20 protein-coding genes and 1 pseudogene are annotated in these 22,505 nt (G+C 60.5%); 5 read left to right on the top strand and 16 right to left on the bottom strand.

Going from position 1 to position 22,505, the window contains the following annotated elements:
- Window positions 1-106: 106 nt before the first annotated feature.
- The 8 genes from MUN23_RS15680 to MUN23_RS15715 form a co-directional block, all read right to left on the bottom strand.
- Window positions 107-1,588, bottom strand: coding sequence for a CpaF family protein (locus MUN23_RS15680; protein ID WP_371875923.1), 1,482 nt, complete (start codon window positions 1,586-1,588; stop codon window positions 107-109).
- Window positions 1,585-2,784, bottom strand: coding sequence for an AAA family ATPase (locus tag MUN23_RS15685; RefSeq protein ID WP_248759597.1), 1,200 nt, complete (start codon window positions 2,782-2,784; stop codon window positions 1,585-1,587). Before MUN23_RS15685 ends, MUN23_RS15680 begins: the two co-directional genes overlap by 4 nt.
- A complete protein-coding gene (locus tag MUN23_RS15690; RefSeq protein WP_248759599.1) occupies window positions 2,784-3,512 on the bottom strand; it encodes a Flp pilus assembly protein CpaB in 729 nt (242 codons plus the stop codon). The genes MUN23_RS15685 and MUN23_RS15690 overlap by 1 nt, the downstream gene beginning before the upstream one ends.
- 48 nt (window positions 3,513-3,560) lie before the next feature.
- Complete coding sequence (locus tag MUN23_RS15695; protein WP_256468626.1) at window positions 3,561-4,604, bottom strand: pilus assembly protein TadG-related protein; 1,044 nt, start codon at window positions 4,602-4,604, stop codon at window positions 3,561-3,563.
- Window positions 4,592-4,999, bottom strand: coding sequence for a TadE/TadG family type IV pilus assembly protein (locus MUN23_RS15700; RefSeq protein WP_248759601.1), 408 nt, complete (start codon window positions 4,997-4,999; stop codon window positions 4,592-4,594). Before MUN23_RS15700 ends, MUN23_RS15695 begins: the two co-directional genes overlap by 13 nt.
- Window positions 5,000-5,091: 92 nt before the next feature.
- Window positions 5,092-5,286 (bottom strand): Flp family type IVb pilin, encoded by a 195-nt coding sequence (locus tag MUN23_RS15705; protein ID WP_248759602.1) that lies wholly within the window; start codon window positions 5,284-5,286, stop codon window positions 5,092-5,094.
- Window positions 5,287-5,389: 103 nt separating this feature from the next.
- Window positions 5,390-5,581, bottom strand: coding sequence for a Flp family type IVb pilin (locus MUN23_RS15710; protein ID WP_248759603.1), 192 nt, complete (start codon window positions 5,579-5,581; stop codon window positions 5,390-5,392).
- A 277-nt stretch (window positions 5,582-5,858) separates the two neighbouring features.
- Complete coding sequence (locus MUN23_RS15715) at window positions 5,859-6,524, bottom strand: prepilin peptidase (RefSeq protein WP_248759604.1); 666 nt, start codon at window positions 6,522-6,524, stop codon at window positions 5,859-5,861.
- A gap of 297 nt (window positions 6,525-6,821) precedes the next feature.
- On the opposite strand from MUN23_RS15715, the gene rplM reads away from it, so the two are divergent.
- Both rplM and rpsI read left to right on the top strand, forming a co-directional pair.
- Window positions 6,822-7,265 carry a 50S ribosomal protein L13 gene (rplM, locus tag MUN23_RS15720; protein WP_058931751.1) on the top strand — a complete coding sequence of 148 codons (444 nt, stop codon included), beginning with the start codon at window positions 6,822-6,824 and terminating at the stop codon, window positions 7,263-7,265.
- A gap of 38 nt (window positions 7,266-7,303) precedes the next feature.
- A complete protein-coding gene (gene rpsI, locus MUN23_RS15725; RefSeq protein ID WP_056344277.1) occupies window positions 7,304-7,810 on the top strand; it encodes a 30S ribosomal protein S9 in 507 nt (168 codons plus the stop codon).
- A 601-nt stretch (window positions 7,811-8,411) separates the two neighbouring features.
- Here the strand turns inward: rpsI and MUN23_RS15730 are convergent.
- A complete protein-coding gene (locus tag MUN23_RS15730; protein WP_248759605.1) occupies window positions 8,412-9,650 on the bottom strand; it encodes a bifunctional glycosyltransferase family 2/GtrA family protein in 1,239 nt (412 codons plus the stop codon).
- A 370-nt stretch (window positions 9,651-10,020) separates the two neighbouring features.
- On the opposite strand from MUN23_RS15730, the gene MUN23_RS15735 reads away from it, so the two are divergent.
- A complete protein-coding gene (locus MUN23_RS15735) occupies window positions 10,021-11,157 on the top strand; it encodes an acyltransferase (protein ID WP_248759606.1) in 1,137 nt (378 codons plus the stop codon).
- Between the two features lie 66 nt (window positions 11,158-11,223).
- Here the strand turns inward: MUN23_RS15735 and MUN23_RS15740 are convergent.
- The 4 genes and pseudogenes from MUN23_RS15740 to MUN23_RS15755 all read right to left on the bottom strand — a co-directional run.
- Window positions 11,224-12,096, bottom strand: a pseudogene (locus tag MUN23_RS15740) (IS110 family transposase); the annotation flags it as partial.
- Window positions 12,083-12,958, bottom strand: a complete 876-nt coding sequence (locus tag MUN23_RS15745) for an IS21 family transposase (protein ID WP_371875924.1) — start codon at window positions 12,956-12,958, stop codon at window positions 12,083-12,085. The pseudogene MUN23_RS15740 and the gene MUN23_RS15745, both read right to left, overlap by 14 nt.
- Before the next feature lie 436 nt (window positions 12,959-13,394).
- Entirely contained in the window at window positions 13,395-15,197 is a 1,803-nt protein-coding gene (locus tag MUN23_RS15750) for a glycosyltransferase family 39 protein (RefSeq protein WP_248759607.1), read from the bottom strand.
- Window positions 15,198-15,331: 134 nt separating this feature from the next.
- Window positions 15,332-16,570 carry a bifunctional glycosyltransferase family 2/GtrA family protein gene (locus MUN23_RS15755; RefSeq protein ID WP_248759609.1) on the bottom strand — a complete coding sequence of 413 codons (1,239 nt, stop codon included), beginning with the start codon at window positions 16,568-16,570 and terminating at the stop codon, window positions 15,332-15,334.
- Between the two features lie 89 nt (window positions 16,571-16,659).
- Here MUN23_RS15755 and MUN23_RS15760 point away from each other — a divergent pair, with 89 nt between their 5' ends.
- Entirely contained in the window at window positions 16,660-18,600 is a 1,941-nt protein-coding gene (locus tag MUN23_RS15760; RefSeq protein WP_248759611.1) for a DUF6541 family protein, read from the top strand.
- A 98-nt stretch (window positions 18,601-18,698) separates the two neighbouring features.
- Window positions 18,699-20,060 (top strand): phosphoglucosamine mutase, encoded by a 1,362-nt coding sequence (gene glmM, locus MUN23_RS15765; protein WP_248759613.1) that lies wholly within the window; start codon window positions 18,699-18,701, stop codon window positions 20,058-20,060.
- Between the two features lie 65 nt (window positions 20,061-20,125).
- Here glmM and mscL read toward each other — a convergent pair whose 3' ends face one another.
- From mscL to coaA, 3 genes are all read right to left on the bottom strand, one after another.
- Window positions 20,126-20,515, bottom strand: a complete 390-nt coding sequence (mscL, locus tag MUN23_RS15770; RefSeq protein WP_248759616.1) for a large conductance mechanosensitive channel protein MscL — start codon at window positions 20,513-20,515, stop codon at window positions 20,126-20,128.
- Between the two features lie 92 nt (window positions 20,516-20,607).
- Window positions 20,608-21,477, bottom strand: coding sequence for a D-alanyl-D-alanine carboxypeptidase family protein (locus tag MUN23_RS15775; RefSeq protein WP_248759618.1), 870 nt, complete (start codon window positions 21,475-21,477; stop codon window positions 20,608-20,610).
- A 5-nt stretch (window positions 21,478-21,482) separates the two neighbouring features.
- Entirely contained in the window at window positions 21,483-22,448 is a 966-nt protein-coding gene (gene coaA / locus MUN23_RS15780) for a type I pantothenate kinase (RefSeq protein ID WP_248759620.1), read from the bottom strand.
- Window positions 22,449-22,505 lie beyond the last annotated feature (57 nt).

Below are 22,505 nucleotides of genomic sequence, written 5' to 3' on the forward strand. Positions count from 1 at the left end.
GCGGGGATTGATCCGTACCGAGGCTTGAATACGACGAAGATCACTAGAACCAGGGCGATGAGGCAAAGCGCAACCGCCACGACGAAAACGACGGGCGTATCCACCGCTATCGCCTCCCTGTAGGCGCCACTGCAGCGCCGAACACCGCAGGAGAGACACCAATCCCAAGTTCAGAGAATCGATCCAAGAATCGTGGGCGTATGCCGGTGGGAACTGGTTTCCCGAGGAAGCGCCCTTGTGCGTCCATTCCAGCGGAATAGTCGAAGAGGAAGGCATCTTGCAACGTGACGATTTCGCCTTCCATCCCCTGGACCTCGGTCACGTGAGTGACGCGCCTGGACCCATCCCGCAGGCGGGTGACTTGAACAATCAGGTCCACGGCGGATGACACTTGTTCCCGAATGGCGCGCAGTGGCAGGTCCATTCCCGCCATCAGCACCAAGGTCTCCAAGCGAGCGATCGCATCCCGGGGAGAATTGGCGTGGACGGTTGATAATGAGCCATCGTGACCGGTGTTCATAGCCTGGAGCATGTCCAGGGACTCACCGCCACGAACTTCACCGACGATGATCCGGTCCGGACGCATGCGAAGAGAGTTGCGGACGAGGTCGCGAATTGCGACTGCGCCCTTGCCCTCGATGTTCGGCGGGCGGCTTTCCAACCGGACGACGTGTTCCTGTTGTAGCTGAAGCTCGACCGCATCTTCAATGGTGACGATGCGGTCCTCTTCCGGGATAAACGATGACAGGACATTCAGCAAGGTCGTCTTGCCTGTGCCCGTGCCACCAGAAACGATGATGTTCAAGCGCGCCCGAACGCAGGCGCTCAGTAGTTCAGCCATTTCCGGAGTCACAGAGCCCCAGTCGATGAGATTCTGCACAGTCAACGGCACATGGCTAAACTTGCGGATGGTCAGCGAAGGCCCATTGACCGCAAGCGGCGGAATGATGGCGTTGACGCGGGAGCCGTCTTCCAACCTGGCGTCGACCAAAGGCGAACTTTCATCGATTCGGCGTCCCACTTTGGACACTATCCGTTCGATGACTGTCCTGAGGTGGTCATCGGAACTGAACCGCGAGCCAGTCAATGTGAGGTGCCCTTGACGTTCGACGTAGATCTGGTCGAATCGGTTGACCATGATTTCGGTGACGGACGGATCTTCAAGCAGACGCTGCAGGGGGCCGTAGCCCATTACCTCGTCCGCAATCTCGCGGATCAGCCGCCGCCGCTCTTCAGGAGACAACGGAACCTGTTCCTGGTCGATGACTGCTGAAAGTTCTTCTACCGCTTTGGCGCGAAGTCCATCCTCGGATGACGTCGCATCACCAAAGCGCGTGCCCATGCGCTCAAACAGCGCTTGTGCGGCCCGTTGCTTGAGTCCGGCGAGGGCATCTACTGCAGGCGTGGAATGGCCCCCATTTGAGGACGCCGACGTCGAGAGCAGTCCCTGAACGGGGGATGGCGACGATGGTGCCGGGAGCAAGGACGGGACTGGAGCAGCTACGGGTGGCTCTGTTTCGGGTCCGGACGGCGTGGACACCTCAACGTTGATGTTGCTTATCTTGGAAAGGCGATCTGACAGTTTCACGAGACAACCACCCGTCGGTGCAGTTTGTTATGCGTGGAAGAAACCCAGGCCGGATCAAACCGATCGACCAGTTTCCTGAGGCCCTTGGAGGCTGAATCCCTGGAGTAGCCCTGGAGTATTGGTACGCCGCGATTGGTTGAGAACGGAAGCGACCGGGAGCGGGGAATCACTGCATCAATTGGCACGCCAATTGTTGCTTCAACATCCTGCACAGTTATTCCACTCTTGCGGTCGGCAAAATTCAGGACGGTGTGCCGGCCCTGGGGGAGTAGCTGAAGTTCTCTAAGGACTGAAAAGCACTTATGGAGGCCGCGGATACTGGGCACGTCCATCCCGCAGACCCAGACCCCGTCCGTCGCCAGTTCAAGAGTGGCCAGGCAGTGCTCGCCGAGTCCCGGGGCCGTGTCAACCACTACGTACTTGAACTCGCTGGCAAGCTGATTTAAGAGCCGGCTGACGTGGTCTGCCGTGATGTAGTCCGATTCCGCTGGCGTCCTCGGTCCGCACAATGCATAGATCCCGGCAGGGTGGACGGTCAGGAACGCCTTCAAGACCATGGAGTCCTGTGACGCTGCCCCGTGAACCGCCTCCGTGATCGAGTGTTCGGGCTCAAGGAGCAGGCCCGACGCTACATCACCGAACTGCAGGTCCAAATCGACTATGACCACGCTCATGGGAGCGACTTTGCCCAGACCGATCGCCAGATTCGTCGCGATGGTGGTCTTGCCGACGCCGCCTTTTGGCGACATCACTGCGATGACCCTTCCTCGATCATGGCCTCCTTCAGCCGCCGGACCCATTCCACGGCGCCGGCTGGCAGATGCAAGACAGGCCCTTTCCAGGAGGACTCGAAGCTCGTTTACGCCGATCTCCGAGGTGACAACGTCTCGGATTCCCGAGTGCATCGCCTTAAGTACGAGCTCGGGGTTGGGTTCTGCGACGAGTAGCAGGCTGATCTCGGGATACTGAAGGTCGAAGACGGTTGCCAGCTTCAGGGCATCGTCAGGGCTTACCCCCGGGCCCAGAATGAGTACCTCCGGGGGGGCCCCGTTGAGTTGCTTGAAGACATCGTCAGGGCCGCCTGCCAACACTTCGGGAGAAAGGGTCTGCAGCTCGCCGTGGAGCGCCCCTGTGATGGCCTGGCGGACACGTCCCTCGAAATCGCGGACGGCTGTGATGGCCACAAAACGGCTCATCAGTACAGCCCTCCGAAGGTGGTGAGGGGAGGATCGGTCTTCGCGGTGGTGTCGGTCTGCTTGGCGAGCCAGAGCTGTCCAAATTCGGCACTGTAGATGAGTTTGGAGGCCTCGGCGTCGCTTCTGGCGAAGGTGATGAAGGCGGATCCAGTGGGCATCTCAACTGCGGGTTCGGAAGAACCCGAGCCTGAGCTGTTTTTCGTTTGGGACGGGGCCTTTTGCACAGCGGTGATCAGGACGTCGTGGAAAAGAATTCCTGTGGAAGGCTGGTCTCCGCTATCGAACGATGAATAGACAGTGACCGTGTCTCCTGCTTCCAGCCGGCCACCAAGGAGGCGTTCGGGCGACAGCAGGAGGGTCACTTCTTCCAATCCGTCCGGTACGGGTACGGTCCCAGGGACCAACTCGCGGGGATCGACGAGGCGCGCCGCCAGCAATTGCTCGCCTGGCTCAAGCCCAGCGGAGGTGACCTTACCGTCCTGGCCATCCAACGTGACGAGAGCGCCTTCCGGCACCGCCGATTTCGGCAGGGCCTCGGTCTTGACTTTTCCCGCGAGGTCCGAGATTTTCGTTCCAAGAGGAACGCGTTCAGTAACGACGAGGACGTTTACAGGTTCAAGCCCTTCTTGGGCGCGGGCGGCCGCGCCTTGTACGTAAACAAAGAGGAGAATGGCGCCAACTACTGCCAACAGCAATGCAGCTAAGCCTCCCAGTAGGCGTGATTTCACTTCAGTAACTCCTTCATAGATGTGATCGGTGAGAGAAACTACGTTCCGTTATTCCGTAAGTGCCACCACGGTGCCTCCGTAGTTGGGACCACCGCCCTGCGACAGGGAGTACTCCCCAAGCGAAACGAAGCGGGCAAAAAAGCCCTGAAGTCCTCGGCAGTTACCTGTGCAGCTCGGGGCGGCGGGATCGACGTGAGTGACTGACGGGCCGCCAAACTTGTAGCCCGTTACTTGAAAAGCTGCGAAGCCGATTAGGGAGTAGACAGTGTTGTTGCCGTTGCCGGAATTCGAGTCGAAGAGTGGGATCAACGCAGGCCGATCCATGATGGTGGCCAGAACCGCGTCGCACTCGTGTTCCGTAGGAAAGTGGTTTCCGGGTTGACCGTTAACGTCGGAATTAAGGTCAATGTCCGCCGAACAGCCGTGGGAAACGTTCAACCATCCGAAGCCACCAGGCCGGTATCCGTTTTGTGCGGCGCAACCTGGAACGGTGGGTGCGTTGGTGTCATACCGCAGCAGAATGTGGGTTGCGCTGGGATCTCCGGTGAAATCGCCAGTGGAGTCCAATTCTGCGATCTGGCTCGCGGAGAGCTGCTTTCTAAAGACGCACTCACTGACGGTCCATGGCAACGTGGAACCAATGCTCGGTGGGCCCCAGGAAGCTTCAGCGGCGGCGGTGATCTCCGCAGTGTCGATTCCCATAACCCGGGCAAAGAAGAGTGAGAAGTGATCATCCCCGGAGCCAGCCTCACGGGCGTTCGTTTCGACGCGGACCGTGTTGGCGTCCGGGAAGGTTATGGCTGCGATTCCGCTGGAACTATCGTTGGCGTTGCCGTTGGCCAACTCGTTCCCTGTTGCCATGAAGTCGCCGCAGTCTCCGTTCGCACAGTCCTGGGCGACCGCTAGGGCAGAAAAGTCGGCACCGTTTTGCAGCTGCGCCTTTTCCGAGTACATGGCCCCGACATCCACTGCCAGGGCCGCACAGCCCAAGAGCGCCACCACAAGGACGGCGACCATGATGGATGCCGCGCCCTTTTGGGATTCTTGAACCTTGCTTGAAGAACTGCGAGATCGCCGGGTCAGCCGCCGCATCTCATCACCCCTACTCCTGTCATGGACAATGGAAAGATGCGCGGTGCGCCGAAGAAACCGGCATCAAGAAAGCCGGTGAGCGACGGCAAGGTCACTCGCGTCGTTACCTCGACGTCGGAACTTGAGGGGCAGCCGCTTGCGTTATCTGCCACTGTTACCCCCAGGCCTGCAAGGGCCGGCGCCCCTCCGAGTGCCGCAGCCTCGACGTCCAGGCTTGCGTCGTTGTAGTGAATGGCTGCATACCTCGCGCCTTCGCGGGCGGCTTGGGTAAGGGAGACCTGAACGTTGTAGGCCCGGCCGAACTCTATGATTCCTAAGAGGATCAGCAGCAGCAGTGGAAGGACAATTGCCATCTCGACTGCTACAGCGCCTCGTTCCTTCCTACGTGATTTCATAACGATCTCCCCAGCATGTCCGATTGATGTCGATTCCTAGTTTGTGGGCTCTGGTGGTGACGTAAGCGGCCACCACCAGAGCCGCTGCAGCGCTAGATTGCGTTGGAAACTGAAGTGAAGAGGCCGGCGATCTGCGGACCCAGGATGATGACGGCGGCCATGACCAGGACGGCGATAAAGGCGACCATGATGCCGTACTCAACCATGGTGGCGCCCTTTTCGTCCGAGTTGAGCCGGACCTTGGCGGTATGAAAAACGGAACTGATGGTGGCGATGAAAGCGTTCATGTCTTGTTCCTTTGGATGCAGGAAGTCTGAATTATTGACGGATTTTGGGCCGGCGGTTGGACGAGCCAACGATTCGGTGCTCGCCCACCGCCGGCGTAGGAGCCTAGAGAGAATTTGACACCCGGGTGAAGAGGCCGGCGATCTGCGGGCCGAGAACGATGACCGCAGCCATCACGACGACGGCGATAAAGGCGACCATGATGCCGTACTCAACCATGGTTGCGCCTTTTTCTGACGTGAGACGGTTCTTGACGCCGGCAATGAAAGCAGTCATTGAGACCATAAGAGAAGTCATTTCGGATTCCTTAATTCGATGAAATTGATTGGGATATTTTTTTCAACGAATTTCCAGCTGCCCCCATGATTCTTAGCGGCTGGACTTCGCTAAGGAAAGATTGGCACCGGCGTTCCGGAGCAACAATGCGTAGCAGTACTCGACTTTCTTGAGCGCGTTTTCAAGGCATACTCGAAACCATTGCGTGAGTACTCAGATAAATTGATTCAACGAAGCGAGCACTACTTGGATTGACTCCAGCGAACAGGGGGGAGTGACGCCTGGGAGCGATCTTGGACTAGAGCATGAAGAGCGCCACGCCAGCGGCTGCGGCGAGCATAGAGGGCCCGTGAGCTACTTCTGAGGCCCGTTCAATACGGTTCGTGCGTACTACAAGCAGGGTGACAATGCCGTTTATTACAAACCCCAGCAGGCCGCCGTAGAGCAGTTGGCTCCAACCTAAGTACGCCAAGTAGAGCCCGAGCGGCGCGGCCAGCTTGACGTCGCCCATTCCGATGGCGCCTGGCGAAATTAAGGCAAGAATCAGGTATATGAAGAACAGAATTGCGGTGCCCGCCAATGCGCGGAGGAGGCTGGCCCACTGCGACCCCGAAAATATCGGCACAAGGAACAAAAAGAGGCCGGCCAGCATTAGCGAAAGAACCAGGGGATTCGGCAACAGATGCAAGGAAATATCGATTCTCGCGAGCTGGACACCAAGTATGGCCAAAAGCATGAATGCCGGAAGAATTGGACCGGCGCCGAACCGGAATGCGAACGCAGCACAGAGGGCAGCGGTGATCGCCGCCGTCGTAATCCTCGCGCCGATGGCAGGCAGCGGACCGACGCGGGGGAGATGCTTGGCGATGAGCAACTCAGTCAGGGCTGAGAGAATGATTCCCAAGAGTCCGATTGTGGCCACGAACAGCAGCCCGGAAGAGCCGGCGTCGCCCCAAGAAGTCACTGCATCCCCTGCCTGCGTCGTGCCGGCGGATTGAAGGGTGAGCGGCCGACTACCCCATTTTGACCCTGAGGCCTGGTTCAAGCTAACATTGGTAGTCGTTGTGCGTGTCCTTTCTCGATGATGCGTGCCCGCTTGAGAATCCGGTTGCAGGATAACTACTCAACGAGCACATTCGGGACTTCAGGATCACTGGTTACATAGAGCCCTCACCTCTGTTCCGGTAGCGCATAGATAGTAGGTGCACACGCTTGAGTGACACCTAAACAAGAACGCCAGAACAAGAACGAGGCAAAAACCGTGCGTACGTACACCCCGAAGCCCGGCGATATCAACCGCCAGTGGCACGTAATTGACGCCACAGACGTTGTCCTTGGTCGTCTCGCGAGCCAGACCGCAATCCTGCTGCGCGGCAAGCACAAGGCCACCTTTGCGTCCCACATGGACATGGGCGACTTCGTCATCATCATCAACGCTGAGAAGGTAGCCCTGACCGGCGCCAAGCTGGAGCAGAAGCGCGCATACCGCCACTCCGGTTACCCGGGCGGCCTGACCTCCGTCAACTACGCGGAACTCCTGGAGTCAAACCCGGTCCGCGCCGTTGAGAAGGCCATCAAGGGCATGCTCCCCAAGAACTCCCTCGCTGCACAGCAGCTGGGCAAGCTGAAGGTGTACCGCGGTGCAGAGCACCCGCATGCCGCCCAGCAGCCCAAGACGTTCGAAATTTCCCAGGTCGCCCAGTAGTCCTGGCCACCAAACAACTTATCTATACAAGGAGAATCGTGGCTCAGAACGAAGAGACCACCGAGGCCGTTGTGGCTGAGGAAAACCCGACCAGCTACACCTCGGAGAGCGGTCCTGCGGAAGCAGAAGCGCCGAAGAAGGAACGCCCGGCACTGACCGTTGCCGGCGCCGCAGTTGGCCGTCGCAAGGAAGCTGTAGCCCGCGTGCGCATCGTGCCCGGCACCGGCAAGTGGACCATCAACGGCCGCGCGCTGGACAACTACTTCCCGAACAAGCTGCACCAGCAGGACGTCAACGAGCCCTTCAAGATCCTCGATCTTGACGGCGCCTACGATGTCATCGCCCGCATCCACGGTGGCGGCATCTCCGGCCAGGCCGGTGCCCTGCGCCTCGGCATCGCCCGTTCACTGAACGAGATCGACACCGAGAACAACCGCGCCACCCTGAAGAAGGCCGGTTACCTGCGCCGTGACGCACGCGTCATTGAGCGTAAGAAGGCCGGTCTCAAGAAGGCCCGTAAGGCTCAGCAGTACTCCAAGCGCTAAACCCGCTTGCATGGAAGCCCGTCCCGCCATTGGCGGGGCGGGCTTCTGTCTTGCCTTTTCAGCGGGTCATAAAAAGTTCAGTGCCTTCTATCACGTCAACCACATAGTGGCTCCTGACCCATTCGACTGTCCTTGCTGATTTTTCCCTCGACCTTCCAAGGTCAGAGGAGGCAAGTTCTTGAGTACAATGGCGCCTACGAGGCCGTCTTTCACCCACCCCGGGAAGTCTTCGACCCGCGGGATAGGAATGTGCCATCGAAGCCACCGACAGGCAGAATGGCGCGTCCGCTATCCAACTGGAGGTTGGCCGCCGTTTCCGAGCCTATGGCTGCTGCTGCCCAGGTTACGGGTTCCGCGGTCTCCTTAGCACGCTGCACAATGCCAGGCCGCGGGATATCCCCGAACATCACCGCGACAAAGCTCGCGGGGGAGGTCCTCGGACAGCTGATCCTGATTAGGATGGTCACTGCGTATGCCGAGAATGCTCGGGACGGCGTTGACTCCTGCTCAATGCTGCGAGCGCCGGCCGTTCCCACTGAGGGGATGGATCGGCACCAAGCAGTACTTGACGCCAACGAGAAGTCCAGTGCCGCGTGGGTCCTCAGCGTGCCGATTCCCTCATAGGCAGCAGCTCAACGGCCGCGGACCGTTCGTCACTGAGGCGGACCCTGAAGACCCAGATCCGGAGAAGTGCGAACCGCATCAACGTTGCGAAGATGTTGGCTGCAGTCAGGATAAGAAGTTCCATGCTGGGCGCAGCATCCTGGTTTACGGAATGAAGGACCAACAGCGACGACGACGTAATGGCCCAGGCCAGCACGAAGACAATCAAGCCTTGAAATTGCTGGGTAAACAGTTTCTCCGGGCCGCTGATGCCAAAGGTGAACCTGCGGTTGGCCGCGGTGTTACCGACGGCCGTCAGCAGGAGCGCCAGGAAATTCGCCTGCTGCGCCCCGAACGGGCCCTGGAGAACCAGGTAGAGCAGTGCGAAAGCGAGGGTTGAAACGGTTCCCACCAGGCCGAAACGGATGACCTGGCCAAAGAAGCTTGGCCGGCCTGGCGGGACGATCGGGCGCCGCCCAAGCTCGGCATAGATAGCCTGAACGGGAATCGATCCCTTGACCAGCGAACACGCCACCCGGACCACGCCGCGGATGTCGTCCAGGGCTGTCTGCTTGATGTCCACGCGGCTGTCGGGGTCATCCACCCAATCGACTGGAATTTCGTGGATGCGCAGCCCGGAACGCTCGGCAATAATCAGCAGTTCGGTATCAAAGAACCAGCCTTTATCTTCAACATGCGGAAGCAGTCGTCTCGCCACATCAGTGCGAATTGCCTTGAATCCGCACTGCGCATCGGAAAAGCGGACCTGCATGGTCCGGCGAAGCAGGAAATTGTAGGAACGGGAAATGAATTCCCGCTTCGGACCGCGGCTGACGCGGGAGCCTTGCCCGAGTCGTGTGCCAATGGAAATATCAGAGTGCCCGGACAACAGCGGTGCCACCAATGGTGGCAGCGCAGCGAGGTCAGTGGACAGGTCAACATCCAGGTAGGCAACGACTTTCGCCTCTGAAGCTCCCCAAGCATCCCGGAGGGCGTACCCTCGTCCCTTGACTTCCAGCCGGCGGTACTCCACGTTGGGCAAATGCTCGCTGAGCCGAGCTGCAATGACTGGAGTCTTGTCAGTGCTTGCATTGTCCGCAATGGTGATTTTCCACGTCGAAGGCATTTCGAGCGTTAGGTATTCGGCGAGCCTTATGATGCTGTGTTCGAGTACCGCTTCCTCATTGAAAACCGGTACCACAATTTCGAGCGCCAAGCCCCCATAGCTAGGTGTCATGCATCGAATAGTAGGGGTGGCTTAAGACGGGTGGCGAGGCTTTTTGGCAAAGACAGGTACCGCCTCAGAAAACCAAGTAGGCCACACGATTGGCCGGGCTGAGGGGTAGGTAGTGGGGGCGTCCTGGCAAGTGGGAGCGAGGCGCTCGTCACCGATCCAGGAGCTATTCGACCCTTCTAGGCGACATAGCGCTGGTGCCTGAGTTCAATGAGCAGGATTGGGTCTTTGCGGGTTATGGATTCTTGCCAGGCACAGAACATTCGGTCGAGCGCATGTGTAGAAGGGCCGTTGCCCGCGAGAAAACATATGGTCCACAAACAGGTATTGACTACTCGGGTGCGCTGCTGTGCGTTGCCCCTATTGTTTGGGCATGGAGGACTCCAATGGCATTCGCACAACCTCCCGCTACACGTCACTCGATGGGTTGAGGGGTCTTGCTGCCTTTGTCGTGGTCGTACACCACTGCTTCCTGGTATCGCCTCAGCTCGTGGACGCGGTGGCCAGCAACGGGGTGGGGCCGTTCGAATCGTGGGTTTGGTGGACAACCTTTACACCGCTGCATCTCATCTGGGCCGGCAAGGAAGCGGTCTACGTTTTCTTTATCCTGTCGGGCTTCGTTCTGACTCTTCCCTTCGTCCGAGCCTCTCGACCAAACTGGCTCGCCTACTATCCGAAGCGCATCGTCAGGATCTATATGCCGGTCTGGTTTTCGCTGATTTTCGCGCTGCTGATGGCCGGGGCGTTTCCGCGGGTGGCTGACCCGGCATTCAGTTCCTGGGTGAACCTGCATGACGCGGCGCCGAATGTGCTCGGCGACGCCATATTGCTTCGGGGCGCCGGTCCTCTCAACTCGCCGCTCTGGTCACTCCAGTGGGAGATGCTTTTCTCCTTGCTCTTGCCGCTTTATGTGGTCGCAGCCTTACGTTTCCGGCGCCTGTGGCTTCTCGGCGTTACGGGACTCCTTTTGCTTATCGCGGCAGGAAACCTGATGAACATCGCCCTTCCGGTGTACCTTTCCATGTTCGGCGTTGGGGCCATGGTTGCCGCTCGGCGGGACGTACTGCAGCGGTGGGGCCGGAAGTTCGGACGCTGGGGCTGGGCGGGTCTGCTTGTGGCATCAATAGTTTTACTGTGTTCACGTTGGCTGTTCCCGCAGCTACCGGTGTCCATTGCCGTGGCCACCATCGGCGGCGCACTGCTGATCTTTGCCTTCATCGCATGGCAGCCAACAATCGCATTGGGGAACAATTCCCTGATCCACTGGCTTGGAATACGGTCCTTCAGCCTCTACCTGGTTCATGAACCTATCGTGCTGTCCGTAACCTTCGCACTGCGCTCATCCAACCCGCTCGAAGTTGCGCTGTTCGCAGTGCCGCTCTCGCTTTTGGCAGCTGAAGTCTTCTTTCGCCTTGTGGAGCACCCGAGTCACCGGCTCTCTGGATTGGTCGGGAGGGCGGTTACAGATCGCGCTCGTCGCCGGAAAGAAGTCGTAACTAAGCGACACTGACATGAAAATAGCGGTGACGTGTCTTCCTGACTAGGGGAATTGGCGGGTCACCGTCACGAGGCTGAGTTATCCGGTCTGTTGGAGGGGTTCGAGGGTGACCTGGTAGCCCAGGGATTCGAGCTGTCCGATCGCGCGGGCCTTGGTCTTGGCGGGTGTCTGCCGCGTGAAGTAGTCGGCTCCGGGGTCGCTGTAGAGTTCGCCGGTGGTGAGCATGTGCCAGGCCGCGGTGAGCATGGCGTGTTCGACCGCGACGAGTGCCTTCATCGGTCCGCGCCGGGCGGCGAGGCGCCCGTATTTTGCGGAGAAGTACGTGTTCTTCGAGCTTGCTGCCGAGAGGGCTGCGATGCCGAGGGCTCCTTTGAGGTATCGGTTGCCGGGGCGTGTTTTGGTGGACTTGACCCGTCCGGCGGATTCGTTGGATCCCGGGGAGGTGCCGGCCCAGGAGGCCAGGTGTCCCGCGGTGGGGAACACGGTCATGTCGGCTCCGGTTTCGGCGATGAAAATCTCCGCGAGGGTGGTGCTGAATCCCGGGATGCTGATCAGGAGTTCCCGGGCGAGGCGAAAGGGCGCGATCGCCTCCTCGATCCTTGCGCTCAGGGCGTCGATGTCGGCGGTGTGGGCATCGATCCGGTGCAGATACAGCTCCGTCATGTAGCGGTGGTGGCTGCTGAACCGGCCGGTGAGCGCGTTAGTGAGTTCGGGGATCTTTGACCGCATCCGCCCGTGGGCCAGCTCCGCCAAGACCCCCGGGTCGTGCTGGCCTTCGATGAGTCCCTGGAGCATCAGCCGTCCGGAGAGCCCGGTGATGTCCGAGGCTACCGAGGAGAGCTTGATGCAGGCGTCCTCGAGAAGCTTTTCCAGCCGCTGGATCTCCCGGGTCCGTTCCCGGTTGATGATGGTCCTGGCCCGGGTCAGGTCCCGCAGTTCACGAATCGGGGGCAGCTCCCGCATCCTTTCCCGGTCCAGGATGATCAGCTCGTCCGGGCGGCCGTGGCGGGACCGGGAGTACCGGTGGTTGGCCTTGGGAAGCCAGTCCTCCCTCCAGCTGGCCCTTGAAATCCGCGGGTGAGCGGAAGTCCCGGCCCGGCATGAAGCGTTGCCGGAAGAACCTGTTCATCCGCTCGACCATGCCCTTGGACTCCGGATCCCGCGGCGGAAGCAGCTTGATCTCCAATCCCAGGGACCCGGCGAACGCGGCCACGGGCTCCGTGGGCCGGCGCCTGCCGATGCCGGACTCGTTGTCCCACAGCAGCCGGGACGGAACCGCCTGCGCGTCCTGTAGCAGAGTCCACATTCCGCACAGAAGGTCCGGCGTCGTCCGCGACGGCAGCATCCGTGCCTGGATGAATCCCGAGAACGCCGAGGTCATCACCAGCACCGGCGGCGTGTCGGTCTGGCCCTCACCGACGGGCAGCGGCTCGTGCGGGAACCAGAGATCGCACTGGACCTGGAACCCCGGCTCGTGGACCAGACGTTCGGCCGGGTCAGGCGGGGCGTATTCGGGCCGGATCACGGCGACCTTGGCCCGGAACAGCGACGCGGAACCGGACCAGCCCACCCGCTCCGCGAGCGTCGCGGCCGGCATCGTCGGCGTCTTCAACAACAGCTCCCGCACCCTGGGAGCAAACGCATCAAAACTCGATACCCCGGCTGCCCGCGGATACTTCGGCGCCCGGTCCGACTCCAGCGCGCGGTCCACCGTTCCGCGGGAAACTCCCACGATCCTGCCGATCTCACGCTTCGAGTGCTTGCCTGTCGAGAACAGGTGGCGTATCTCCGCCCAATCATCCAAATTGATCACCTTCCATAATGGTCGATGGCCCTATTTTCAGTTGGCTTTAACAGGTGGGACTCTTATGCGTTCTCTGTCCCAGAAGGCGGCAAATTCACGGCCGAACCGGACAACTACAGCACCTACAACGTGAGGACCACCTAAGTGCTCTCTGGACCCTCGCGTGCGTATTGATTCAGGAGATTCGGTGTCACTGGGAACAAAGTCCGCGGATCCAACTCCGACGGCGCCAGCACATAACGCAGCGGGTGCGGCAATGTGCAGCTTGGTCAGGCGACGTTCCGCAAGCTGGCGTGCCCGACACACATACGGTCGACCGTTAATGATCGCCACTGCTGTCTTGGAATACAACAGCTTTCGAGACACAGTCCCGGACCCCGGATCACGACGCGCGCGCAGAAGAATGGCCGCGAACCCCGACCCTACTTGGTCATTTTAGCGCTCGCTATGGAAGCAGATTGTAGTACTGGGCGCCGCCGATTTGCTCCGCAGGATAGCGAGCTCTGACCCAACTGACGATTCTCGCGGACTCGCCTCGGCCCTCCAGCGTCAAAGGAGGAAGTTCCTGGATGACTAATGCGCCAACCTGTCCGCCGTCCACCATAATCTGAAACTGTTCCAGTGTGGGGAAGGGATCCGTGCCGTCAAAGCCACCAATGGGCAGCACCGATCGCCTGCTCTCGAGTTGGTAGTTCGCTGCAGTCTCTGATCCCACCATTGCGGCCGACCACTCTGTGCTGGTGGGTGCGGCATAGAGCCGGGAAACGACACCCTCTTCGGGCAGGTCACCGAACATCACCGCCACGAAGCTTGCTGGCACATCCGATCCGAGTTGCTGGCGATCTGGATGGTCGGTTCGGATACCCAGAATACTTGGGCCAGAAACGACTCCGGCGCCCGCGTGCGGGCTTAGAACTGTGTTTACGGACCACAGTACAGGTCCCGCCATGAGCGTGACTGCGAGGAGGCCCGCGGAGATGGTCCGAAGGGTAGGCGTGGGCGGAAGGAGAAGCTGCAGCGCGATAGTAATTGACCACAGGACCAGGACGAATTCAGGGCCTCCCGGGAAATCCGCGGTTGATCGACTGGCGGAAACGAAGCCGAGGATCATGGTTCCGAGGAAAGAGGCGGCTAGCGCGATCCGCGTATTCCGGCGGTGACGGAGGCGGTACAAGTGCATCAGACCAACGGCAGCGAGACCGCACAACGGGGGAATTGCCGTGAGAGCGTAGTACGGATGGACGATGCCGGACATGAAGGCCAGAACGGTGGCAGAGCACAACAACCAGACTCCGCAGAGTACAAGGAATGCTCGGTAAGCCGTGCTGCCGCTGCGTCGTCGCACCTGCCAGACGGCAATGCACAGGCCAGCGATAGCCAGCGGCAGAAACCACCCGAATTGTCCAGAGAACTGCGGCTGAAGGAATCGCTGGAATCCCGGGTCCAGTTTCTCCGCCAAATTGGCCGCCGCGCTGGGGGACATGGTGCGGCTTGCGTCTTCTCCGCTAAGTCGATCCAAGCCGTTATATCCAAGCGTCAGTTCCACGGCACTGTTTAGGCGTGACCCTCCAACGAACGGACGGCTGGAAGCGGGTGTCAGCTGTACCAGCAGGAACCACCAGCCCCCCGTAACGGCCGCCGTGAGAAGGGCGCCCAAAAGGTGAAGCGTGCGCCATATGATGGGCGCAGTGGCGAAGATCAGGTACGCCACTGCCACAGCGGGCAGCACTAGTGCTACTTGAAGTTGCTTGGTCATCAACGCTGCCCCGGTGAGTGCTCCGGCCATGACGAGCCACGTGGGGCTGCTACGGCGGATCGATTCCAGCGCCGCAGACGCTACTCCGATCATCAACAATGTGAGGAGCGCATCCGGGTTGTTGTACCGGAACATCACCGTTGCTACGGGGGTCACAGCGAAAAATGTAGCTGCCAGGAGCCCAGCGGCAGCGCTGACATGAGTTCGAACCATTCGGTACAGCAAATAGACGCTGGCGACACCCATGACGGCCTGCGGAACCAGAATGCTCCAAGGACTTAGACCAAAGGCCCACACCGACGCGGACATCACCCAAAGGCTGAGCGGAGGCTTATCGACGCTTATTGCGTTGCCTGGGTCAGACGACGCGAAAAAGAAAGCTGTCCAGTCCTGTGAACCTGCCATGGCTGCCGCAGAATAGTACGAGTTCGCCCAGCCGTTATGATCCAGGCCCCACACATACAGCAAGCCCGTTAGCGTCAGCAGTGCCAACAGCGCACCACGCTGCCATGACAGCTTTGTCCATTGCGCAGGAAATCGAGGACGTTCAAGGGCAGAGTTCGACGCAGAGATTAGCTCCCCGGACACTTGACTGGGGGATCCAACCGGACCCTCGGTAGAAGCATTCAAGCGACTGGGGCCGGTTGGACGCCAGCAGCAGCAACTTTGGAGGTGCCCTCCGAGCTACGAACACGGAATACCCAGATACGAAGCAGTACGAAGCGCATGAGCGTCGCGAGTACGTTGGCGCCAGTGAGGGTCACGAGCTCCATGGTCGCTGAAGCATCCGGCGAGATGACATGGAGGGCCATTAGCGACGACGACGTGATTGACCAAGCTAGCGCGAACACAACCAGACCCTGGAACTGCTGCGTGAACAGTTTTTCTGGCCCGTTAATGCCGAACGTGAAGCGGCGGTTGGCTGCTGTGTTGCCAACAGCTGTGAGAAGGAGAGCCAAGAAGTTGGCCTCCTGCGCTCCGAAAGGCCCTTGTAACAGCATGAACAGAAGGGCAAACGCCATAGTGGATATGGCTCCAACCATGCCGAAGCGAACAACCTGGCCAAAGAAGCTGGGCCGTGACTGCGGGACAATAGGACGTCTCCCGAGCTCGGCGTAGATTGCTTGAACGGGAATCGAGCCCCTTACCAACGATCCCGCGACGCGTACGAGTCCGCGGACATCATCGATCGCAGTCTGCCGGATGTCCACTCGGCTGTCGGGGTCATCTACCCAGTCCACTGGGATCTCATGAATCCGAAGGCCCGATCGTTCCGCGATAATCAGGAGTTCAGTATCAAAGAACCAGCCGTTGTCCTCCACGTGAGGAAGTAATCTTCTGGCAACATCTGCGCGGATGGCCTTGAATCCACACTGCGCGTCGGAGAACCGCACCTGCATTGTGCGTTTCAGTAGAAAGTTGTACGAGCGGGAGATGAACTCGCGCTTCGGACCGCGGCTGACGCGGGAGTTTTGACCGAGTCTTGTCCCGATGGAGATATCGGAATGGCCGGATAGCAGAGGCGCGACCAGGGGGGGGAGGGCCGCAAGATCTGTTGAGAGGTCAACATCCAAATACGCTAGGACCTCGGCGTTGGATGCGCTCCAAGCGTCGCGAAGCGCATGGCCGCGTCCCTTTGCGTTCAAACGCCGGTAAGTGACGTTAGGCAATTCTTCGGCCAAGCGAGTGGCAATACTCGGCGTATTGTCCGTGCTGGCGTTGTCAGCAATTGTGATTTGCCATGACGATGGCATTTCAAGTGTCAGATAGTTCGCGAGCGTAGTGATGCTCTTTTCGAGTACAGTTTCCTCGTTGAAAACCGGTACAACAATTTCAAGCGCCAGGCCCCCATGGCAAGGTTTCATGCTGTGTATGCTATAGGCACGCGTGGGTGACTTGCTAGCGGTGAGTGGAAACTTGGGGAATTATTGATGAAATACTTGGGTAATCCTTGATGGAATGGTTTGCGGCCCTGCCGGGTCTCTTTGGGGCAATTGCCATACTCATGATTCCCGGGCTCCTCTTGGGCTGGACGCTAGGACTTCGGCACGTTTGGGTGATTTCACTTGCACCCCTGATGACGACGTCACTTGTGGCAGTTTCCACGCTCACCTTCTGGTGGTTGCGGATACATTGGAACGTGGTGAGCTTCGCTGTTGTCACAGTGATGGTTGGCGGGGTTGTTCTGGTGGCGGTCCGCTTCGCTAGGAAGCGCTGGCCGGCCAATTTTTCATGGTCCGCGGTCGAGCACAAGCCAGGCACAGGGTACTGGCTCGCTGTTCTGGCGGCGGTGTCCCTACTGTCCTGGCGCTACGTCCAAATCGTCGAGCATCCGGGCAACATCAACCAGGGGATTGATACGCCGTTTCACCTCAATCTGGTACGAGAGATCGTCAATGACGGAGACGGGTCGCCGTTCGCCGTGCGTTCTTTGATGGGTGAATCGTCCGGACTGTATCCGCAGATCTGGCACGCGCTGGCGGCATTGACTACTGAGGCGACGGGCTTGCCCATAATTGAGGCCGCCAATGCCCTTAATCTTGCGATCGTGGCCGTTGCCTGGCCGCTTGGCGTACTACTGTTGGTCCACTTGGTGGTCGGGCCGAAGATTGTTGGGCTGCTCTGTGCGGCCGTTGCTAGCGCCGGATTCTTCGCCTTCCCGTTCACTGTCATGCAGAGCCAGAAGAGCGATTTCGGTCCGCTCTTTCCCTACATGCTGGCGGTGACCTTGTTGCCGCCGCTCGTCGCAGTTCTGGCGTCAGCATTGAGGTTTGGAAAGATTAGCCCCATGCCCTGGCCATTGGCCGCAACGACGCTGGGCGCAGGGATACCAGGCCTTGTACTCACGCATATGTCAGGTCTAGTGGCTCTTGTTGGCCTGTCTTCGATTTTTGCGGCCATGGCTGCGGGGCGGTCCTTCCGAACCCTCAAGCAACGGCAGTCGGATCTCTTCGGTTACTTGAAGTGGACAGCACTCTGGATCAGCGCATTCAGTTCCGGTCTAGTCGTCTGGGCTGTGGTGCGTCCTTGGACCACCACCTGGGACCCATTCGACTCACTGCCGGCCGCCGCCGGGAGCGTCCTGTTAAACGCACCAACGCATGGCACCGTCCAATGGGGGCTCGCCGCATTGACGCTGCTCGGAACGGTGGTGCTGGTCCGGAGACGTACTGAATGGTGGTTTCTGGCGTCCTACGCCGGTGCGGTTGTGCTCTACGTCGTGTCCGCAGCGGTTCCAGATCCAATTGTCAGGCAAATCGTAATCGGCGCGTGGTATGGTGATCCGCCTCGCCTAGCTGCGCTCCTGCCCATGTTCTGGGCAGTTCTTGCCGGCGCGGCAGGTGCCTGGATACTCGAAAATATCTCCCAGCGCCGGATTCAGTGGATAGTTTCAGCTGGCGTCGCAGCTTTGGCCGCATCCATCATCATCTGGCCCACAAATTCGCAAACGACGCCCGGTCGAGAGAATACGTACGCTCTGACTGATGCCTCGCCGCTGTTGAGCCCAGATGAACTCGAATTGTTGAAGCGGCTGAGAGACCATGTGCCGGCGGACGCTGTTATGGCCAATAACCCGTGGAATGGGAGTTCCACGGCCTATGCAATTGCGGATCGCCGTGTTCTGTTCGCGCATGCGTCTACGGGATCCAACGAAGACCGGCTGCTGACATCGGAGAAATTGAACCAGGCCCGTCCCGAATCCGAGGTTTGCGCGGCAGCAAAGCGTGAGAACGTTCGATTCCTCCTCGATTTCGGCGGCCGCTACATTGATCCGGAACGCAAGGAAGTCAATGACTTCCCAGGCTTGGACGGAGCAGATAGTTCACCAGCGTTCGTCAAGATTGACCAGCAAGGCGTGGCTGTCCTGTATAGATTTGTTGGCTGTGACACTTAGAAGTGAAGCGCACGACCGCATAGTAGTGGCCTCGCTGCCAAGCGTGACGATAGAACCAACGCCGGCCGCCAAGCATCCATCCTCTAGACTTGTCCACGATGTCTAGATTATTTGGAACAGATGGTGTCCGGGGCCTGGCTAACGGCCTGTTGACTGCCGAGCTGGCGATGAACCTGGCCCAGGCGGCCGCCGTCGTGCTTGGTCATGACCGCAATACCAGCGGCACCCGGCCCCGCGCCGTGGTGGCGCGTGACCCCCGCGCCAGCGGGGAATTCATCGCTGCCGCCGTAGAGGCAGGGCTGTCCAGTTCCGGTATCGATGTCTACGACGCCGGTGTTCTCCCGACGCCGGCCGCGGCCTACCTCGTGGCAGACCTCGACGCCGATTTCGGCGTCATGATTTCGGCCTCGCATAATCCGGCCCCTGATAACGGCATCAAGTTCTTCGCGCGCGGCGGCCAGAAGCTTCCTGATGACGTGGAGAACGCCATCGAGGAGCAGATGGGTAAGGAGCCGCAGCGGCCCGTCGGCAGCGATGTTGGCAGGATCCAGCGCTTCTCCGATGCCGAGGACCGCTACATCGTGCACCTCCTGGGCACCCTCCCGCACCGCCTGGACGGGCTGAAGGTAGTCCTGGACTGCGCCCACGGCGCCGCCAGCGGCTGTTCACCCCAGGTCTTCAAAGACGCCGGCGCCGACGTAATCGTGATCGGCGCCGAGCCGGACGGCCACAACATCAACGACGGAGTGGGCTCCACCCATCTCGGTCCGCTCAAAGCCGCGGTGCTGAAGCACGGGGCCGACCTCGGCATCGCCCACGACGGCGACGCCGACCGGTGCCTCGCTGTGGACCACGAAGGCACCGAAGTGGACGGCGACCAGATCATGGCGATCCTGGCCGTCGCCCTCAAAGCCTCAGGCAAGCTCATCGACGACGTCCTGGTGGCCACCGTGATGAGCAACCTCGGCCTCAAGATCGCACTGCGCCAAGCAGGCATCACGATCCGCGAAACAGGTGTCGGGGACCGCTACGTCCTTGAGGAGATGCGCGACGGCGGATACAACCTCGGCGGCGAGCAGTCCGGCCACGTGATCTTCGCTGACTACGCCACCACAGGCGACGGCGTCCTCACCGGGCTCCAGATTGCCGCGCAGGTCGCCCTGACGGGCCGGCCGCTCAAACAGCTCGCCACTGTGATGACCAAGCTCCCGCAGGTACTCATCAACGTCAAGGGCGTTGACCGCACGCGCGTGGGTAGTTCCGACGCGCTGGCGCAGGCCGTGGTCCTGGCCGAAGCCGAGCTGGGCGATAACGGACGTGTCCTGCTCCGCCCCTCAGGCACCGAACCCGTAGTGCGGGTCATGGTGGAAGCAGGGGATGAGGCAACAGCCCACTCCATCGCTGAACGCCTGGCCCAGGTTGTCCGCACCGAGCTCGCGCTCGAGCTGGTCACCGACTGATCCACAACACAACCAAATGTGGCCCGCCTCCGTCAGGAAGCGGGCCACACGTGTCTGCGGTGAGGTTACGGGGTGCGCTGCTGCAGCGAGTCCCGGATTTCGGTCAGCAGGGCGATCTGCGGATCCTCTGCAGCCTCTTCCTTGACTTCGGGGTTGATGCCCAGTTTGCGGTTGCGGAGTTCGATCATGTGGTTCATCGGCATGATAACCACGAAGTAGATGGCAGCGGCCACCAATACGAACGAAATGATTGAGGAAATAACGGATCCATACATGAATCCCTCCCACTGCATTTCTGCAATGCCCTTGGCACTGAACAGGCGGCCGATCAGCGGTGTGAGCAGGCCTTCGACGATTGAGGTCACGACGGCGCCAAAAGCGGCACCCATCACGACGGCGACGGCAAGGTCTACGACATTGCCCTTCATGATGAAATTCTTGAATCCTGTCAACATACAAACCAAGCTAGCTCACCAACCTGAGCCGCACATGACGGATCTGTAAATTCCTGCGGGCGTGTCGGGAACTAAGTATGCGTAGCTTACGTTTAGGGATATCCCGGCGCCGCGTCCACACCGAAGTACTCCTCCACGGTGCTGATGCCCCGGGTCGCCATATCGGTGGCGGCTTCCACGCCGATGTACCGCAGGTGCCACGGCTCGTAGTAGTAGCCGGTGATCGGGTGGAACATCCACGGATACCGCACCACAAAACCGAAGCGGTGGCCGTTCGCCTTCGCCCATACCGCCGCCGGCTGATCGGCGAAGCACGGCTGGAACGCGCACGCCCCGCCGCTGTCGCCGATGTCGAAGGACCAGCCGGTCTGGTGTTCCGAGTATCCGGGGCGGGCGCTTGCGGTGTCGGCATCGGCCTGTCCGCGCGCTGCCACATAGCCGTTGTACGTGGTCACCTGCGTGCCGTAGGAGCGGTAACCGCTGGCGAGCGTCATGACGACTCCGTCCTGCGCGGCCGCGGCGAACATCGCGTCCGCGGCCGCCGCCGTCGTGCTGTTCAGCAGGGCCGCCTCGCCCGAAACGGCCAGCGTGACGTTGGGCTGGACCAGATCCGCCGGAACGTAGTCCGCCGGCGCCAGCGGACGGTGTTTGTTGACCACCAGCCACGGGCTGCCCGGATCCGTCAGCGAGAACTGACGGGGCAGCGCTGCCGACGGCGGTACGGGAGCCTGCGGCGGCGGCTCAGCTGCCGCCGTCGTGCTTTCCACTGAAGGGACCGCGACGGCCGTGGGGGATGCGGAAGTCACCCCAGGTGCAGGGGAGGAGGACGACGGCGTCACCGCGGCGGGTGCCTCCGGCGTGCACGCTGCCAGGACCGTCAGCCCGGCTCCGGCGGCGAGGAAGCGGGTGAAGGAGCGGCGGCTGGCCCCCGAGGGGCCGCCTGCCACGCAGTCATGGCACACGTGTGTTAAACCTTCCGCAGGAGCATGCGGCGGATGGAGTGGTCCGCGTCCTTGGACAGAACCAGCTGGGCGCGGCCACGGGTGGGGAGGACGTTTTCCTCCAGGTTGGGCTCATTGATGCGCTTCCAGATGTCCCGGGCGGTGCGCTCGGCTTCCTCGTCGGAAAGCGTCGCATAGCGGTGGAAGTAGGACTCCGGCTGCGCGAACGCGGTGCTCTGGAGCTTGCGGAACCGCTCCACGTACCACTCCTCGATGTAGGAGGTCTTGGCGTCCACATAGATGGAGAAATCGAAGAAGTCGCTCAGGGCCAGGCCCTGCTTGCCGTCATGGCGCGGGCGGGCGGGGGCCAGCACGTTCAGGCCCTCCACGATCAGCACGTCCGGGCGGCGGACCACCACTTCCTTGTCCGGAACGATGTCGTACGTGACGTGGGAGTACCAGGGCGCCCGGACTTCCTCCGCGCCGCCCTTGATCTCGCTCACAAAGCGCAGCAGCGCGCGGCGGTCGTAGGACTCGGGGAAACCTTTGCGTTCCAGCAGTTGGCGGCGCTTGAGCTCAGCCAGGGGATAGAGGAAGCCGTCGGTGGTGATCAGCTCAACATTGGGGGTGCCGGGCCAGCGCCGCAGCATCTCCCGGAGCACGCGGGCGATTGTGGACTTGCCCACGGCCACCGAGCCGGCCACGCCAATGACAAACGGGGTGCGCTGGGTCTGCTCACCCAGGAAGGTGGTGGTGGCCGAATGAAGCTGGCCCGCGGCCTCCACATAAAGGTGCAGGAGCCGCGACAGGGGCAGGTAGACCTCGCGGATCTCCTTCATGTCCAGGGGATCGCCGAGGCCACGCAGACGGACAATGTCCTCTTCGTTAAGGGGCTGCTCCATCTGGGCGGCGAGCCGGGACCAGGTCTGGCGGTCCAGCTCAACGAACGGGGAGACACCCTCACCGTTCGCTTCATTGCGTTGCAAAGTCACTTTAGAGATTCTGCCCCTCGCGCGGCTGAGAGCGAAATGGAGCACCCTAAGTTTAGA

This window comes from Pseudarthrobacter sp. SSS035 (assembly GCF_023273875.1).
Taxonomy (GTDB): Bacteria; Actinomycetota; Actinomycetes; order Actinomycetales; family Micrococcaceae; genus Arthrobacter.